The 15894-nt window shown below is 64.1% G+C and carries 17 protein-coding genes; 11 read left to right on the top strand and 6 right to left on the bottom strand.

Annotated features, from left to right (window positions below; all coding sequences use genetic code 11):
- The first annotated feature begins 55 nt into the window (after window positions 1-55).
- The 6 genes from BXA07_RS20350 to BXA07_RS31395 all read left to right on the top strand — a co-directional run bounded on the left by BXA07_RS20350 (window position 56) and on the right by BXA07_RS31395 (window position 7493).
- Window positions 56-3685, top strand: coding sequence for an EAL domain-containing protein (locus tag BXA07_RS20350; RefSeq protein WP_076570332.1), 3630 nt, complete (start codon window positions 56-58; stop codon window positions 3683-3685).
- A gap of 128 nt (window positions 3686-3813) precedes the next feature.
- Complete coding sequence (locus tag BXA07_RS20345; protein ID WP_076570330.1) at window positions 3814-4380, top strand: phasin family protein; 567 nt, start codon at window positions 3814-3816, stop codon at window positions 4378-4380.
- Window positions 4381-4519: 139 nt separating this feature from the next.
- Complete coding sequence (locus tag BXA07_RS20340) at window positions 4520-5191, top strand: TetR/AcrR family transcriptional regulator (protein WP_076570328.1); 672 nt, start codon at window positions 4520-4522, stop codon at window positions 5189-5191.
- A gap of 65 nt (window positions 5192-5256) precedes the next feature.
- Window positions 5257-6030, top strand: coding sequence for a tetratricopeptide repeat protein (locus tag BXA07_RS20335; protein WP_076570326.1), 774 nt, complete (start codon window positions 5257-5259; stop codon window positions 6028-6030).
- An 11-nt stretch (window positions 6031-6041) separates the two neighbouring features.
- Complete coding sequence (locus BXA07_RS20330; RefSeq protein ID WP_076570646.1) at window positions 6042-6587, top strand: LOG family protein; 546 nt, start codon at window positions 6042-6044, stop codon at window positions 6585-6587.
- A gap of 309 nt (window positions 6588-6896) precedes the next feature.
- Window positions 6897-7493 (top strand): PEP-CTERM sorting domain-containing protein, encoded by a 597-nt coding sequence (locus BXA07_RS31395; protein WP_244556350.1) that lies wholly within the window; start codon window positions 6897-6899, stop codon window positions 7491-7493.
- A 99-nt stretch (window positions 7494-7592) separates the two neighbouring features.
- Here the strand turns inward: BXA07_RS31395 and BXA07_RS20320 are convergent, their stop codons facing one another.
- From BXA07_RS20320 to BXA07_RS20310, 3 genes are all read right to left on the bottom strand, one after another.
- The gene (locus BXA07_RS20320) at window positions 7593-8105 is read right to left on the bottom strand and encodes a YgjP-like metallopeptidase domain-containing protein (RefSeq protein ID WP_076570324.1); all 513 of its coding nucleotides are present in this window, start codon (window positions 8103-8105) and stop codon (window positions 7593-7595) included.
- Between the two features lie 134 nt (window positions 8106-8239).
- Window positions 8240-8635 carry a KGG domain-containing protein gene (locus tag BXA07_RS20315; RefSeq protein ID WP_076570322.1) on the bottom strand — a complete coding sequence of 132 codons (396 nt, stop codon included), beginning with the start codon at window positions 8633-8635 and terminating at the stop codon, window positions 8240-8242.
- A 47-nt stretch (window positions 8636-8682) separates the two neighbouring features.
- Window positions 8683-9195 carry a phasin family protein gene (locus BXA07_RS20310; protein WP_076570320.1) on the bottom strand — a complete coding sequence of 171 codons (513 nt, stop codon included), beginning with the start codon at window positions 9193-9195 and terminating at the stop codon, window positions 8683-8685.
- Between the two features lie 345 nt (window positions 9196-9540).
- Between BXA07_RS20310 and purU the strand changes: the two genes are divergently transcribed.
- Both purU and BXA07_RS20300 read left to right on the top strand, forming a co-directional pair.
- The gene (gene purU, locus BXA07_RS20305) at window positions 9541-10422 is read left to right on the top strand and encodes a formyltetrahydrofolate deformylase (RefSeq protein ID WP_076570318.1); all 882 of its coding nucleotides are present in this window, start codon (window positions 9541-9543) and stop codon (window positions 10420-10422) included.
- Between the two features lie 39 nt (window positions 10423-10461).
- Window positions 10462-11004, top strand: coding sequence for a YaeQ family protein (locus BXA07_RS20300; protein ID WP_076570317.1), 543 nt, complete (start codon window positions 10462-10464; stop codon window positions 11002-11004).
- A 65-nt stretch (window positions 11005-11069) separates the two neighbouring features.
- Here BXA07_RS20300 and BXA07_RS20295 read toward each other — a convergent pair whose 3' ends face one another.
- The gene (locus tag BXA07_RS20295) at window positions 11070-11618 is read right to left on the bottom strand and encodes a helix-turn-helix domain-containing protein (protein ID WP_076570644.1); all 549 of its coding nucleotides are present in this window, start codon (window positions 11616-11618) and stop codon (window positions 11070-11072) included.
- 141 nt (window positions 11619-11759) lie between these two features.
- Between BXA07_RS20295 and BXA07_RS20290 the strand changes: the two genes are divergently transcribed.
- Entirely contained in the window at window positions 11760-12575 is an 816-nt protein-coding gene (locus tag BXA07_RS20290; protein ID WP_076570315.1) for an aldolase, read from the top strand.
- Between the two features lie 30 nt (window positions 12576-12605).
- A complete protein-coding gene (locus tag BXA07_RS20285) occupies window positions 12606-13490 on the top strand; it encodes a dihydrodipicolinate synthase family protein (RefSeq protein WP_076570313.1) in 885 nt (294 codons plus the stop codon).
- On the opposite strand, the gene BXA07_RS20280 is transcribed toward BXA07_RS20285, so the two are convergent.
- Window positions 13487-14272, bottom strand: coding sequence for a head GIN domain-containing protein (locus tag BXA07_RS20280; protein WP_076570311.1), 786 nt, complete (start codon window positions 14270-14272; stop codon window positions 13487-13489). The two genes, BXA07_RS20285 and BXA07_RS20280, sit on opposite strands and share 4 nt — an antisense overlap.
- Window positions 14273-14460: 188 nt before the next feature.
- Between BXA07_RS20280 and BXA07_RS20275 the strand changes: the two genes are divergently transcribed.
- Window positions 14461-15096 carry a class I SAM-dependent rRNA methyltransferase gene (locus BXA07_RS20275; RefSeq protein WP_071324556.1) on the top strand — a complete coding sequence of 212 codons (636 nt, stop codon included), beginning with the start codon at window positions 14461-14463 and terminating at the stop codon, window positions 15094-15096.
- A gap of 50 nt (window positions 15097-15146) precedes the next feature.
- Here BXA07_RS20275 and BXA07_RS20270 read toward each other — a convergent pair.
- Window positions 15147-15894: IS1595 family transposase (locus tag BXA07_RS20270; RefSeq protein WP_076570309.1), on the bottom strand; the 748-nt coding region annotated here is incomplete at its 5' end.

Genomic DNA, 15894 nt, shown 5'->3' with positions numbered 1-15894 from the left:
GGAAGATGAGCGCAGGCAGAAAATGGGTCAATGCAGTTTTTATTGGGGGTGCTAATTGTCCGCACGAATCCTGATTATCGAAGATAACGCCACCAATATGGAATTGATGGTGTATCTGTTGCGTGCCTTCGGGTACACGCCGCTGGCCGCCTATGACGGCGAAGAGGGCGTGCGCATGGCGCGCAGCGAAGTGCCCGACCTGATCATTTGCGACGTGCATTTGCCCAAGCTTGATGGCTATGGCGTGGTGGCCGAACTGAAGAAAGATCCGCTGCTGCGCAAGATCCCGGCCCTGGCCGTGACGGCGCTGGCCATGGTGGGCGACCGCGAACGCCTGCTCGAAGCGGGTTTCAATGGCTATATCGGCAAACCGATCGAGCCGGACCTGTTCGTGGCGGAGCTGGAGTCTTTTTTACCCGGGGCGCCGTCGACGCCAGTTAAAAACGACATAGCCAGCATACTCATCGTCGATGACCATGTGCTGAACCGCGAATTCCTCACCGCCTTGCTGGGCTACGGCGGCCACCGCCTGATGGAGGCGGCGAACGGCGCCGACGCGCTGGAACTGATGCGCACGGAGCGCCCTGACCTGATCATTTCCGACATCCTCATGCCGAACATGGACGGCTATGAATTCGTCACGCGCGTGCACGAGGACCCCGCGCTGGCCGACGTGCCCATCATTTTTTATACGGCCACCTACCGCGAACAGGAAGCGATCCTGCTGGCGCAGGCGTGCGGCGTGCGCTGGGTGCTGCCCAAGCCGTCCGACCCCGACGTCATCGTGCGCACGGTCAACGAGGCGCTGGGGCTGATGCCGCCCGTGGCCAGGGTGCCGGGCCGCCCGGACGGCGTCCCCGGGCAGGCTGGCAGCAAGCTGACCGGCATCGACCACCAGGTCAGCGGCTACCTCGATGAGCTGGAGTCGTCGAGCCAGAAGATTTCGCAGCTGGCCGGGCAGGGCGAAGGCCAGGCGGCCGTGCCGGAAGACCTGGCCATCATGACGGAGCGCCTGTCCCGCTCGCTGGGCAGCCTGCAGGCCGTCAGCCTGCGCCTGACGGCCCTGATCGAGCTGGGCATCGAGCTGGGCGCCGAACGCGACCCGCGCGCGCTGATCGAGGCGGGCTGCAAGGTGGCGCAGAATATCTGCGTGTCGAAATATGCGTGCATCGGCGTGCTGGAGCCGGACGCCGACAAGCTCAGCTATTTTTCCTCGTGCGGCGCCGAGAGCAACCTGGAGCGCATCGCCAGCGCGCCGCGCGTGGGCATCCTGAACCGGCTGCTGGAACAGCGCCAGCCCTACCGCGTGAATGGCCTGAAGGGCGATCCGGCCGCGCTGGGCCTGCCCGACACGCATCCGCCCGTGCACTCCTTCCTCGGCGTGGCCATCGCCTCGCGCGAGCGGAGCCACGGCTGGCTGTACCTGGTCGACAAGCTGGGCGCGAACGAGTTTTCCGAAGTCGACGAGCGCGTCGCCGCCACGGTGGCCGCGCAGATCGCCGTCGCCTACGACAACCTGCTGCTGTACGACGAAATCAAGCGCCATCACGAGCAGCTGACCCTGGACATGGCGGCGCGCATCCGCCTCGATGAAGACCTGCGCCGCTTCCGCCTGGCGATGGATGCCACGGCCGATGCGATTTTCCTCGTCGACCGCGCCGGCATGTGCTTCGTCGACGTCAACCAGACGGCTTGCCGCATGCTGGGCTTCGAACGCGAGGATTTCCTGCGCGTGGGGCCGGGCCACGCCCACGAGGGCGAGACCCAGCTGGAAGAGCTGTACAACAAGCTGCTGGCCGGCGACCAGGGCGGCCCGATGACGGAATTGCAGCTGCAGCGCAAGGATGGCTCGCCGCTGTCGGTGGAAGTGCAGCGGCGCACCCTGCGCTCGGGCCAGAGCTGGATCCTGGTGGCCGTGGCGCGCGACATCACCGAGCGCAAGGATGCCGAGCAGCGCCTGATGAAGCTGGCCCATTTCGACACCCTGACGGGCTTGCCGAACCGCGGCCAGTTCTACGCCTCGCTGACCCATTCGCTGGCCCAGGCGGCCGAACACCAGTGGGCCGTGGCCGTGCTGTTCATGGACCTGGACCGCTTCAAGAACGTCAATGACACCCTGGGCCACACCATCGGCGACGACCTGCTGCGCCAGTTTTCCAGCCGCCTCGTCGACTGCCTGCGCGTGCGCGACACCATCGGCCGCTTCGGCGGCGACGAATTTGCCGCCATCCTGGTGCTGCCCGAGGGCGCCCAGCATTCCGTGGGCGTGGTCGACAAGATCCGCGAAGCGATGCGCAAGCCCTTCGACCTGCAGGGCCACGAGGTGACGGTGACGGTCAGCATCGGCATTTCCGTGTATCCCGACGACGGCGTCGACGCCGACACCCTGATCCAGTATGCCGACACGGCCATGTACCGCGCCAAGGAGGCGGGGCGCGACGCCTTCCGCTTCTTCACGGCGGAGATGAATGCGCAGTCGATGGCCCGCCTCGACATGGAGAACGCCCTGCGGCGCGCCATCGAGAACGAGGAATTCGTGCTGTTCTTCCAGCCCAAGGTGAATATCATCTCGGGCCGCATCAGCGGCGCCGAGGCGCTGATACGCTGGCGCCGCCCCGGCCACGGCATGGTGTCGCCGGCCCTGTTCATCCCCCTGCTGGAAGAAACGGGACTCATCGTGCGGGTCGGCAACTGGGTGCTCGACGAGGCGTGCAAGAAGATCAGCGAGTGGGGCGCCAGCAGCATCGGTCCCGTGCACCTGTCCGTCAACGTGTCGGGCATCCAGTTCTTTGTCGGCGGCCTGGAAGAGGAAGTGCTCAAGGCCATCCGCAAGTACGACATCGCGCCCGACCTGCTGGAGCTGGAGCTGACGGAAAGCTCGCTGATGTCGAACGCCGAGGAAACCATCTCCGTCTTGCGCAATCTCAAGGCGCTGGGCATCCAGATTTCCATCGACGACTTCGGCACCGGCTATTCCAGCCTGGCCTACCTGAAGCGCTTCCCCATCGACAAGCTGAAGATCGACATCGCCTTCGTGCGCGAAGTGACGAGCAACCCGGACGATGCGGCCATCGTGCTGGCCATCATCAGCATGGCGCACAGCATGAAGCTGGAGGTGATCGCCGAGGGCGTGGAAAACGACGCGCAGCTGGCCTACCTGCGCCGCCACGGCTGCGACGAGATGCAGGGCTATTATTTCAGCCGCCCCGTGCCGCAGGAAGAGTTCGAGCAGATGTTGATGGGCGGCAAGCTGCTGCAGGCGCCGCAGGACGCGGGCAGCGAAGAGCAGCAAACCTTGCTGATCGTCGACGACGACGTCTTCATGCTCGACGTGCTCAGCGACTTCCTGGCGCAGGACGGCTACCGCATCCTGACGGCGCAGACGGCCGCCGAGGGTTTCGACATCCTGGCGCGGCACAAGGTGCAGGTGATCCTGTGCGATCAGTGCATGCCGCTCATGAGCGGCACGGAATTCATGGAGCGGGTCAAGCACCTGTGCCCCGACACCTTCCGCATCATGCTGTCGGCCTTTGCCGACCTGACGCCCATCATGGCGGCCATCAACCGCGGCGCCGTCGACCGCTTCTACACCAAGCCGTGGAAGGGCGCCGTGCTGCGCGAGAATATCCGCGAAGGCTTCCGCCTGCACGGCTTGCTGCACGGCCCCGTCAAGGCGGCCGCCTAGGCCGCCGTGTGCGCTGGCGCACCGTGCACGCGGGATTCCTGTCGGATTAGACTCCCGTCTCTAGTTTTGCTCACTAGAATAAAAAGCATCCATGACGAACATGGCCTTGCAAATGACGGGAGTTGACGATGGTCAAGAAACTGAAGGAACTGGCGGACGACAAGGAACTGGCGAACGCCGTGCGCTCGTCCGCGCAGCAGATCTGGCAGGCGGGCCTGGGCGCGTTCGCCAAGGCGCAGGAAGAGGGCGGCCGCGTCTTCTCGAAGCTGGTAAAGGAAGGCACGGAATTCCAGAAGCGCGCCGAGGACAAGGTGGCGGGTGTCAGCGACAGCGTCAGCAAGCTCGCTGACGGCGTCGGCAAGCAGGCCAGCGGCTCCTGGGACCGGCTGGAACAGGTGTTTGAAGAGCGCGTCTCGCGCGCGCTGGCCACCATCGGCGTGCCCATGCAAAACGACATCGCCGCGCTGCACGCCAAGATCGACGCCCTGAGCCTGCAGGTGGCGGCATTGTCCGGCAAGACGGCGCCGGCAGCCAGGCCGACGGCCAGGGCGAAGGCGGCCAGGCCCGCCGTGAAGGCGGCGCCGAAAGCCGCGCCGAAAACGGCCGCCGCCAGGGCGCCGGCCAGGCCCGCAGCCAAGCCTGCGGGCAAGCCAGCGGCCAGGCCGGCGGCGAAGAAGAAAGCACCGCCGGCCTGAACCGGCCCCGACGCTCCCCTAGCCTGCTTGCGCAGGCTTTTTTTTGCCTGCTGTTTTCGCCCCCGCCATGGGGCGTAGTGTTTCATTGCAGCTATCTTAGGTGGTATGCTTGAGGCAGAACAAAGAGAGATTGCCCGCCATGCTACAAAAAGCACCACGCCGTACCCGCGAACGCATCCTGGAATTGTCGCTGCGCCTGTTCAACGAGTTTGGTGAGCCGAATATCACGACCACCGTGATCGCGGAAGAGATGAATATCTCGCCGGGGAATTTGTACTACCACTTTCGCAACAAGGACGATATCGTCAACTCGATCTTCGTCCAGTTCGAGGCGGAAATCGAACGCATCCTGACCGTGCCCGACGGGCGCCGCTCGAATATCGAGGACGTCTGGCTGTACCTGCACCTGATGTTCGAGCTGATCTGGCGCTACCGCTTCTTTTACCGCGACCTCAACGATTTGCTGTCGCGCAACCGCAAGCTGGAACTGCACTTCAAGCTGATCCTGGCGCACAAGATCAAGGTGGCCACGCAGCTGTGCGAAGACTTGCGCAGCGAACAGTCGCTGGAGGCGTCGGACATGGAAATTGGCGCCATGGCGACGAACATGGTGGTGGTCGCCACCTACTGGCTGTCGTACGAGTATGTGCGCAATCCGCGCAAGTACAGCGAACAGCAGTCGATGGCCGATGCGCTGGCGCGCGGCTGCTACCAGGTGCTGTCGCTGATCGGGCCGTATCTGCGCAATGAAACGCATTTGTTGTTTCGTAAGTTGTCGGAAGAGTATGTGACTAAACTCAAGAACGACTGACGGCCGTGCCCGGCGCGCCAACGCCGCCGGGTGCGTGGGCATGACCTTATAACAGGAGACACGGTATGGCCTGGAAACAATTCCCCTATCCTGACGACGCCTATGTCCACACCCCGCAAAGCCTGGAGGCGGCCTGGCCGCGCCTGCATGCGGGCGACGTGGAAGCGTTTCCCCGGCAAGCGGCGCTGGTGCAGGCCTGGCTGGCCTTCCACGCCGGGGACTTCGAGCGGGCCGTGAAGCTGGGCCTGGCCATCGGCGTGCCCGGCTATGCGGTCGCGCACAAGGCCACCTGCATCTATGCCACGCACCTGGAAGTCGACGACAAGCAGAAGCTCGACATGTACGAGGAAGTGGCCGAGCGCTGCGAGCGCCAGCAGAACGAACAGCCGGACAACCCGGCCGGCTACTACTGGCATGCTTACAGCCTGGGCCGCTATGCGCTCGGTACTTCCGTCGTCAAGGCGCTGGCCCAGGGCATGGGCGCACGCGTGCGCAACAGCCTGGACCGCACGATGACCCTAGCGCCCATGCATGCGGAAGCGCATATCGCGTTTGGGATTTATCATACGGAAATTATCGACAAGGTCGGCGCCATGATCGGCAGCCTCACCTACGGCGCCAACAAGGACGACGGCTACCAGCATTTCAAGACGGCGCTGGCGCTGACGCCGTATTCGGCGCTGGCCCACAGCGAGTATGCGCGCGCGTTGAACATGCTTGACGGAAAGAAAAAGCTGGCGGAAGCGCTGGCCCTGTATGCAAAGGCGGCCCAGTGCGTGGCGCTGGACGCCAAGGAGCGCCTCGAGGTCGAGGCGGCGATTGATGAACTGAAAGAGTAAGGAATACCGTGATCAAGGCTTTATGTGTGTACTGCGGCGCCAATGCGGGCGTCTCTGCCGACTATGCGGAGGCGGCGCGCGCGCTGGCGCGCGTATTGGTATCGGAAAATATTTCCTTGGTGTATGGCGGCGGCAAGGTCGGTCTGATGGGCGTGATCGCCGATGAAGTGCTGCGCCTGGGCGGCGAGGTGACGGGCGTGATTCCGACCCAGCTGGTCGAGCGCGAAGTAGGGCACACGGGCTTGACGCGCCAGTTCATCGTGAAGGACATGCACGAACGCAAGGCGATGATGGCCAGCCTGTCCGACGCCTTCATCGCCATGCCCGGCGGCTATGGCACCCTGGAAGAGCTGTTCGAGATGCTGACCTGGGCACAGCTGGGCTTGCACGCCAAGCCCATCGGCCTGCTCAATGTCGACGGCTTCTATGACGGCTTGCTGGAATTTGTGCAAAACGGCAAGGAACAGGGTTTCATCCGCCCGCAACACGCGGCCTACCTGAATGCCGATGCCGATCCTGCTGCACTGATGCAGCGCCTGAAGGAATGCGCGCCGTAAATTTCCGTATGGAACTTTATTAGGAGCCATGCACTGCCGGTGCATGGCTTTTTTATTTCCACACAGGAAAATTGATCAATCTCAACAAATTGATTGATAAAAATGTTTCGATAACATTTCCTTTAATGCATGTTCTTTTGAAAATCAAGATGCTTTTTATGTAAGTATGTGGTCTACTTGCCTGGTTCACAAGACAGGCATGTCGGATCGCCAGCTGGGCGCATGGCGCCGCCCCCTGCGATGCCGCATGTTGCAAGTTGCCACGACCTCGCTACTTCATCATCTTGAAAGGATGCTATTTTGAAACCTATGACCCTCTTGCGCGCGACTGCTGTTGCCGCCATTCTTGCCGCCGCCGGTGGCGCCCAGGCACAAAGCACCACCATCAGCTTCGATGCGCTGGAACATCCGGGCATCTTCGGCTCCGTGTTTACGTCGTACTCGGAAAGCGGCTACGACTTCAACAGCAGCTTCCTGGGGCTGCTGAGCTCTGCCCATCAAGGCAATTTTGCCTACGCCGGCTCGGCTGGACTGGGCGCGTTGGCCCTGACGACGACGACCCTGAAGCGCACGGACGGCGCGGCATTTTCGCTGAGCACCATCAGCCTGGCCGATTTCGTCAGCTTTCCCGGCTCCTACGACGTGACCTTCGTCGGCCACCAGGTGGGCGGCGGCACGGTGACGCAGACGTTCAACCTCAACGGCAGCCATACGTTCAGCAATTACACCTTCACGGGCTTCGATAACCTGCTGTCGGCATCGTGGAAAGAGGGTGCCTTCCATACTTTCCAGGTCGATAATATCGCCGCCACCGTGAGCGCCGTGCCGGAGCCGGCCACCTATGGCATGCTGCTGGGCGGTTTGGGCCTGTTGGGCTTCATGCTGCGCCGCAAGAACGCCGCCTGAGCCCGAGCCGGAACTTGGCGCCGGCCGCGCCGGTAGCCACCAAAAAGCAAAAGCCGCCTGTTTCAGGCGGCTTTTTTGCGCTCACAGCCACCGTCCTCCTCAGGACCACAGGCGCTGGCCCGACAGGTCGAGCTGGGTGAGGTAGAGCCGCACGTCGAATTCATACTGGTGGTACTGCGGTTCCATGTAGGTGCATAGCTTGTAGAACGCCTTGTCGTGCTGCTTTTCCTTGACGTGCGCCAGTTCGTGCACGGCGATCATGCGCAGGAATTCCAGCGGCACTTCCTTGAACATGGTGGCCACGCGGATCTCGTGCTTGGCCTTGAGCTTGCCGCCCTGCACGCGCGAGATCGAGGTATGCAAGCCCAGCGCATGCTGGATCACGTGGATCTTGCTGTCGAAGGCCACTTTGTTGATGGGTTCGGCATTGCGCAGGAACTCGTTCTTCAGCTCCTGCACGTACTGGTACAGCGCCTTGTCGTTGCGCACCTCATGCGCGTTCGGGTAGCGTTTGAGCAACACTTCGCCCAGCTTCTCTTGCGCGATCAGCTGCTGCACTTGCGCTTGCGTTTGTTCGGAATAGGCGCTCAGGTATTTCAGGGATGGCTGCATGCGGGGAGGGCGGGCGGGTCGGTCGAGGCGAGAATGTACCATACCGCCGCGTCCGGCGCTGTGGCCCGCCCTGGCACGGGGCTGCCAGGGCGGCCCCGTGCCGTCGTCTAGCCGCACGCCGCCGGCCAGCCCGATCAGCCCTTGTCGTCGTCGTCCTTGCCGCCCTGCCGGCCAGTGCGGCCCTGTTCGGTGCCGCCGCGCGCCGCCGTGCTGCTGCGGCTCTCATTGGCGCGCTGGGCCGATTGCCGGCTTTCGCCGCCCTTGCGGCCGATTTCCGCCATGTGTTCACGGTTGCGGCTGACGGCTTCGCCCCCTTTTTGCCCGGCGCGCCGCGCCTCTTCCGAGTCGAACTCGTGCGCCGTGCCCTTTTGATGGGCGGCCTGGCCGCCCTTGCTGGCGATCTCGCGCTGCTGTTCCTCGTTCATGGCGGCGAAGCCGCGCTTGCTCGTACCCTTCGTGCTGCCGGACTCGGCTGCTTTCTGGCTGCTGCCAGCGCCCTTGCCTTGTTCGTTACCTTGATTGCTAGCCATGTCGTTCTCCTTGCGATCGAGTGGGGTCAAGTGGTCAATGCCGGTGCTCAATGCGCCTGCTCGGATTGCCTGCCGGTATCGCGGCTGCCGCCCGCGCCGTCGCGGTGCCCGGCGGCATGCATTTTTTCGATCATTTCGCGCTGGCGCTGCGTGGCTTTTTCTGTTTCTTCGGCCGTCTTGCGCACCACTTCGTCGGCGAAGGCCACGGCCGTGCGGCTCGCTTCGGGGATGTGCGTCTCGGCCGTGCGGTTCAGTTCGACATTGGCATGCGCGACGAGATTGCCGAGCTGCTGCTGGTACTGGCGCAGCTTCTCGCCGCCCGGTTGCAGCTGGGCCGCTGCCGTGGACATGAACTCGCCCGTGTCGCGCGCACACAGCAGTTGTTGGCCGGCGTTGCTCCATTCCTGGAACAGGTCTTGCGCCAGCCGCAGATGGAGTTCGCTTATTTTCTGCGCCGTGTCGAACATCTTGCGCGACAGTTCGGTGGCGAAGTTGAGCTGGGCTTCCAGGTGGGACTTCAGGGCGGGGCTGAGACTGGGAGTAATACCGTTTGTGAACATGTTCTACCTCAATGAAAATCTGGTCCGGAAAACACCCGGTGCACCGGGTGTGGCGTGTGCTGCAACAAGCAAAGAGATAGACGCCGGACGGCGCGCCAGGTTCCATGCCCGATGCCGGTTTGTGGGGAGAATGGCCTTCGGCCGCCCGCAAAACGCCGTGCCTTTGCGCCAGATCAAAGAAACGTGAATACGGGCCGCCGCCAGCGGCGGCCGGGGCCGTGGTGCGGAAAATGCGGGTTGACGGGCCCCGGCATGCGACAATAGCCAGCTCGCGGCAGCGCAGCCGATGGCCGGCGCGCGTGGCTGAGCCGAGCATAGCCCACTTTTTTGTCTTATTTCGCGACCATGACGCATCCCGAATACATCCTGACCCTGTCCTGCCTGGACCAGCGCGGCATCGTGCACCGTGTTTCCGGCTTCCTGGCCGACCATGGCTGCAACATCCTCGATTCGGCCCAGTTTGGCGACCAGGAATCCCAGCTCTTCTTCATGCGCGTGCATTTCGCGCTGGAAGACGGCGCCGTCAGCGACGCCCAGCTGCGCGCCGACTTCGCCGACCTGTCGCAAGTCATGCAGCTGAATGGACCCTTCCATGGCCAGCTGCACGATGCGCGCGTCAAGCCGCGCGTCATGCTGATGGTGTCGAAGATCGGCCATTGCCTCAACGATTTGCTGTTCCGCTACAAGAGCGGCCTGCTGAACGTGGAAATTCCCGCCATCGTGTCGAACCACATGGAGTTCTACCAGCTGGCGGCCAGCTACAATATCCCGTTCCACCACCTGCCGCTGGCCACCGGCGCGCCGGAAGCGGCCAAGCTGGCGCAGGAAGCGAAGATCATCGAGCTGATGGACACGCACAAGATCGACCTGGTCGTGCTGGCGCGCTACATGCAGATCCTGTCGCCGGGCCTGTGCCAGGCGCTCGATGGCCGCGCCATCAATATCCACCATTCCTTCCTGCCCAGCTTCAAGGGCGCCAAGCCGTATGCGCAGGCGCACCACCGCGGCGTCAAGCTGATCGGCGCGACGGCCCATTTCGTCACGGGCGACCTGGACGAAGGCCCCATCATCGAGCAGGACGTCGAGCGCGTCGACCATGCGATGGATGCGGAAACCCTGACGGCCATCGGCCGCGACGTCGAGTGCGTGGTGCTGGCGCGCGCCGTGAAGTGGTTCGTCGAGCACCGCATCCTGAAAAATGGCGACAAGACCGTGGTTTTCCGCTGATACCGACTTCACTATTCACTTTACCGAGACAGAAACACGATGGCCCTCAAAGCAACAATTTTCAAAGCCGATCTGCAGATCGCCGACATGGACCGCAATTACTACCAGGATCACGCGCTGACCCTGGCGCGCCACCCGTCCGAAACGGACGAGCGCATGATGGTGCGCCTGCTGGCGTTCGCCATCCACGCCAACGAGGCGCTGACGTTTACCAAGGGCCTGTTCGACACGGAAGAGCCCGACCTGTGGCAGAAGGACCTGACGGGCGCCATCGAGCTGTGGATCGAAGTGGGCCAGCCCGACGAAAAGCGCATCCTGAAGGCCTGCGGGCGTTCGGAGCAGGTGATCGTCTACAGCTATGGCGCAACGAGCCACATCTGGTGGAAGCAGATCGCCAACAAGCTGGAACGGGCGAAGAACTTGACGGTCATCAACCTGCCGTCTGATGCGGCGCAAGAGATGAGCAAGCTGGCGCAGCGCACCATGCAGCTGCAATGCACGATCCAGGATGGCCAGATCTGGCTGACCGACAGCGTCAACACCGTGCTGATCGACCGCGAACCGGTGAAGCCGGCACGCTGAAGTTGATTGTCTGAAACGCAAAAAAGCCCGGATCGCTCCGGGCTTTTTGCATGGCGCCGCCGCTGTTACGGGGCCGCGTCCTCGTCGTTGCTGACGATTACCAGCAACTGCGCCTGCTGCGCGCCGATGCTGCGCGTGCGGTGCGGAATCAGGGCGTTGAAGTACACGGAGTCGCCCGTGTGCAGCTGCACGGTTTCCTGGGGGAATTCGATCTCAATCGTGCCCTGGTGTACGAACAGGAATTCCTCGCCCGCATGCTCCTTGAAGGCGGAGGCGGCGAAATCGGGCGCCGGATACACCATGAAGGGCAGCATTTTCTTCGGCGCCACGCCGGCCGCGATGCTGGCGAAATGGGGCAGCGGCGGCATTGCGCCCGCGCCGCCCGGATCGCCCGCGCGCGTGATGGTGACGGCCGCCTGCCGGTGGCTGTCGCTGAACAGCTGCTCCACGTCCACCTGCATGGCCTGCGACAGTTTCAGCGCCACGGCGATCGAGGGCACGCTCAGGCCCCGCTCCACCTTGGACAGATAACTCTTCGTCAAGCCGCTCTTTTCCGCCAGCTGTTCCAGGGTCCAGCCCTTGTGTTTTCTCAGCAGTTTCAGACGCATGGCCATGGTCGCATCGTTCGATTTAAAAAAACTATTGTACCTCATGACACAAAGTGTCCTAAAATACACTCAGTTTCCTTGGATTGGGTTGCACGGCCCCTGCCGTGCATGCCGGGAAGCGTGGCAAGCATGAGTGAAGGAAAGACGATGCAGCACAATACTCCCTATGAAGCGGCAGCGCCGGGCGCCAGCCTGGCCTTGTCGAAAGACGAACTGGTGGCCATCGCCGAGCGGCGCCTGGCCAGTGTCACGCAGGACAGCCCGTGGACGGCGCTGCAAACCCTGGCCCTGTCCTGCCGCATCCTGTTCGACGGCGGCCACGATGCGGGCCTGGCCGGGCAGATCAGCTGCCGCGGCGCGCAGGACAACACGTTTTACACGCAGCGGCTGGGCCTGGGCTTCGATGAAATCACGGCCGGCAACCTGCTCGAGGTCGACCACGACCTGCGCGTGCTGCACGGCGAGGGCATCCCCAACCCGGCCAACCGTTTCCACAGCTGGATCTACCGCCAGCGTCCCGACGTGGCCTGCATCATCCACACGCATCCCACGCACGTGGCCGCGCTGTCGATGCTGGAGCAGCCGCTGCTGGTGTCGCACATGGATACCTGTCCCCTGTTCGACGACTGCGCCTTCCTGCCGTCGTGGCCGGGCGTGCCGGTAGGCAACGAAGAGGGCGAGATCATCGCCGCCGCCCTGGGCGACAAGCGCGCCATCCTGCTGGCCCACCATGGCCAGCTGGTGGTGGGGCGCACGGTGGAAGAGGCGTGCATGCTGGCCCTGCTGATCGAGCGGGCCGCGCGCCTGCAATTGCTGGCCATGGCGGCCGGCAAGATCCAGCCGCTGCCGCCGGCCCTGGCGCGCGAGGCGCACGACTGGATTTCCACGGCCCGGCGCGACACGGTGACCTTCGCCTACTACGCGCGGCGCGCCCTGCGCCGGCACGCCGATTGCCTCGCATAAGCACACACACCAATTAAAGGAAACAACATCATGCAGACACCATTTCACGGCATCATTGCCTACCCTGTCACCCCGTTCACGGCCGATGGCGGCGCCGACCTGCCGCGCCTGCGCCAGCTGATCGACCGCCTCATCGCCGACGGCGTGCACAGCATTGCGCCGCTGGGCAGCACGGGCGAGAGCGCCTATCTGCAGGACGGGGAATGGGACGCCGTCGCGTCCGCCTCGCTGGCCGCCGTGGCCAGGCGCGTGCCCACCGTGGTGGGCATTTCCGACCTGACGACGGCCGGCGCCATGCGCCGCGCCCGCCATGCGGAAAAGGAGGGCGCCGACGCGGTGATGGTCTTGCCCGTGTCGTACTGGAAACTGAGCGAGGAAGAAATCGTGCGCCACGTGGCGCGCATCGGCGACGCCGTCGGCATTCCGATCATGCTCTACAACAACCCGGCCACCAGCGGCATCGACATGTCGCCCGAGCTGATCGTGCGCATCTGGCGCGCGGTGCCGAACGTGACGATGGTCAAGGAAAGCACGGGCGATATCCAGCGCATGCACCGGCTGGCCCAGCTGAGCGGGGGAGAGTTGCCGTTGTATAACGGCAGCAACACCCTGGCCTTCGCCGCGCTGGCGGCCGGCGCCCGCGGCTGGTGCACGGCCGCGCCCAACCTGCATGCGGGCTTGCCGCTGGCCCTGTATGCGGCCGTGCAGGCGGGCGACCTGGCGCGGGCGCGCGAACTGTTCTTCCGGCAGTTGCCGTTGCTGCAATGCCTGATGAAAGGGGGCTTGCCGCCCACCGTCAAGGCGGGCCTGGCGCTGCAGGGGGTGGACGTGGGCACGCCGCGCGCGCCGCTGCAGCCGCTGGGCGAGGCCGCCACGCGGGAACTGGCCGCCGTGCTGGCCGGCCTGGGCGCTTAATCCGGCGCCGCGCCCAGGCGGCGGATGCTGCTCGAGCGCTGCATGCTGCGGCTGATGCGCGGATCGCCGTAGTAGCTCACTTCGCCCGAGCCGCCGATGCTGATGGTCAGGTCATCCTTGGCCCACACTTCGGCCTCGCCCGAGCCGCCGATGCTCACCTGCACCTCGCGCGCGGCCAGGCGGCCCGCCTGGATGTTGCCCGAGCCGCCGATCGAGGCCGTCAGCTGTTCCGTCTTGCCGCTGGCCTTGAAGTTGCCGCTGCCGCCGATGGCCACGGCCACCGCGCGGCTGTCGAGGCCGCGCGCATCGATGGAGCCGGAGCCGCCCACGTCGAAGCGCAGCTTCTCGGCGCGCAAGCCCGTCGCCGTGATGCTGCCCGAGCCGCCCACGCTGACGCGTTCCACCTGGCGCGCCTGGATGACGATGTTCAGGCTGCTCTGGCGGAAATTCGTGTTGCGCCTGGCGGGGCGGATGCGCAGGGTGCCGTTTTCCACGACGGTGTCGATCAGCGGCAGGATGTTGTCGTCAGCCTCGATGGTGACGCTGTCCGTGTTGCCGATGCGCAATTCGACCGTGCCCGGCACGTTCAGCGCCACGCCATGGAAACTGCCCACCTCGCGCGCCTGCTTTTGCAGCTTGCCGCTGCCCTGGATGCTGTTGCCGGAAATCCAGTCGAGCGGCGAAGCGAGCGCCGGCGCGGCCGGGATGGCCAGGGCGCAGGCGGCCAGCAGCAGGGCGGCGCCGGCGCGGCGGTGGTGGCGGTGGAAAAGTGGCTGTGTCATTCTGGCTCCCTGTGTTGAATTGGTCTAAGTACATGGTATGCCAGCGGGCGGCGCCTGCGTACCGCGCTGCGACAGACTGCGCCAGCGGCGGCATGGAATGCAGGAGGATGCGACAGGATGGCATGAGGTATCATGCGGGTATTGGACATATGACGGGCGGCTTGCGCCGCTCACACTACTGGAATTACATGCTGATCATCACCATCAAACAGGGCAAGGAAAAGAGCTTGCTGGGCCAATCGTGGATTTACGCGTCCGCGATTGAAAAAGTCGAAGGCAAGCCGCAGGAAAAGATGAAGCCCGGCTCGACGGCCATCGTGCAGAGTTCGTCGAAGCAATTCATCGCCCGCGCCGCCTACAATTCGAAGTCGCAGATCCGCGCGCGCATCTGGAGCTTCAAGGAAGACGAACCGGTCGACCACGCGCTGATCAAGCGCCGCGTGAAGGCCGCCATCGAGAAAAAACTGCCGGCCATCAAGAAGGCGGGCGAAAACCAGCTGTTGACCCTGATCAAGGGCGAAGACGAGGGCTTGCCGGGCCTGGTGGTGCAGCTGTTCGGCGGCGTGCAGGGCTATCTGATCTGCGAATTCAACGCCGGCGGCGTCGACGCGTGGAAAGTGGCCATCGTGCAATCGCTGATGGCCTCCACGGGCTGCGTCAATGTGTACGAGCGCTGCGACGAGCTGATGCGCAAGGGCGAAGGCCTGCCCCTGATCGACGGCGCCCTGGCCGGCGAGGAACCGCCCGATGAAGTCATGCTGACGGACAATGGCGTGCGCTATGCGCTGGACCTCAAGACTGGGCACAAGAGCAAGTTCCGCTGAGAATTGCTGTGGTTCATGAAAAAGCCGGCGCGAGCCGGCTTTTTCATTGGCTATGTCACCGTCAGGTGTGGGAATGCTCCCACCGTTGCTTTCAATAACGCTTCAGGCGAGCGGATGCGCCCGGCGTCGAGGATCCAGCGCCACCCCAGGTAATTCGGCAGATAGCGGCTGGCCACGCCATGGAAGATGCGCAGCCAGCCGCGCAAGCGGCTGTGATACGCGTTGACGTTCTGCACGTGGGCGGCGCCCTGCACGCGGATGCCGGCACGCAGGTTGACGGCCCGGTGGCTGATGCCCGCTTCACGGGCGAAGGCGCGATAGGCGGCATGGCCGTCGGTGACCAGCAAGACGTCCTTGTCGATCACGGGTGGCAGGCAGGCATGCAGCTGCGCCTTGGTCAGCGCCCCTTTGCCCGTGACGAAATCGAGGGTTTGTCCTGTGCGGTCGCGCGCCACCACGATGCAGACCTGTTCACTGGAAATGCCGCGCTGGCGGGCGTGGCCGCCCCGGCGGCGTGCCGGACGCGTCAGATGCCTGGATCCTTTTTCCGATTCCAGCAGATACACCTCGTCGGCCTCGGCGATGCCGTGCAGGCACAGCGGCCGGTCCGTCCTGGCGAGCGTCAAAAACCGGTGGCGCCAGCGAAAGGTGGTGTTGCGGTGCACGCCCAGCTGGTTTGCTGCCTTGCGCACGGAAACCGATGCCAGCAGGCAATCGGCGTAGGCTAGCCACAAGGTCTTGAGGCGCAGGCGCGCCAGCGGCGTGCCGGTGAGCGCATTGAAGGTGCGCCCGCACGGC

It is taken from the genome of Janthinobacterium sp. TND4EL3, assembly GCF_900156175.1.
Taxonomy (GTDB): domain Bacteria; phylum Pseudomonadota; class Gammaproteobacteria; order Burkholderiales; family Burkholderiaceae_D; genus Janthinobacterium.
The sequence above is the reverse complement of the archived record's forward strand: the minus strand, read 5'-3'. Positions and strand labels throughout refer to the sequence as shown.

Excerpts from the sequence above, each read along its gene's own strand:
- BXA07_RS20345 (WP_076570330.1), top strand. The coding sequence starts at position 3,814 with ATGGTCAAGAAACTGAAGGAACTGGCGGACGACAAGGAACTGGCGAAC.
- BXA07_RS20340 (WP_076570328.1), top strand. The coding sequence starts at position 4,520 with ATGCTACAAAAAGCACCACGCCGTACCCGCGAACGCATCCTGGAATTG.
- BXA07_RS20335 (WP_076570326.1), top strand. The coding sequence starts at position 5,257 with ATGGCCTGGAAACAATTCCCCTATCCTGACGACGCCTATGTCCACACC.
- BXA07_RS31395 (WP_244556350.1), top strand. The coding sequence starts at position 6,897 with ATGACCCTCTTGCGCGCGACTGCTGTTGCCGCCATTCTTGCCGCCGCC.
- BXA07_RS20320 (WP_076570324.1), bottom strand. The coding sequence starts at position 8,105 with ATGCAGCCATCCCTGAAATACCTGAGCGCCTATTCCGAACAAACGCAA.
- BXA07_RS20315 (WP_076570322.1), bottom strand. The coding sequence starts at position 8,635 with ATGGCTAGCAATCAAGGTAACGAACAAGGCAAGGGCGCTGGCAGCAGC.
- BXA07_RS20310 (WP_076570320.1), bottom strand. The coding sequence starts at position 9,195 with ATGTTCACAAACGGTATTACTCCCAGTCTCAGCCCCGCCCTGAAGTCC.
- purU (WP_076570318.1), top strand. The coding sequence starts at position 9,541 with ATGACGCATCCCGAATACATCCTGACCCTGTCCTGCCTGGACCAGCGC.
- BXA07_RS20300 (WP_076570317.1), top strand. The coding sequence starts at position 10,462 with ATGGCCCTCAAAGCAACAATTTTCAAAGCCGATCTGCAGATCGCCGAC.
- BXA07_RS20295 (WP_076570644.1), bottom strand. The coding sequence starts at position 11,618 with ATGGCCATGCGTCTGAAACTGCTGAGAAAACACAAGGGCTGGACCCTG.
- BXA07_RS20290 (WP_076570315.1), top strand. The coding sequence starts at position 11,760 with ATGCAGCACAATACTCCCTATGAAGCGGCAGCGCCGGGCGCCAGCCTG.
- BXA07_RS20285 (WP_076570313.1), top strand. The coding sequence starts at position 12,606 with ATGCAGACACCATTTCACGGCATCATTGCCTACCCTGTCACCCCGTTC.
- BXA07_RS20280 (WP_076570311.1), bottom strand. The coding sequence starts at position 14,272 with ATGACACAGCCACTTTTCCACCGCCACCACCGCCGCGCCGGCGCCGCC.
- BXA07_RS20275 (WP_071324556.1), top strand. The coding sequence starts at position 14,461 with ATGCTGATCATCACCATCAAACAGGGCAAGGAAAAGAGCTTGCTGGGC.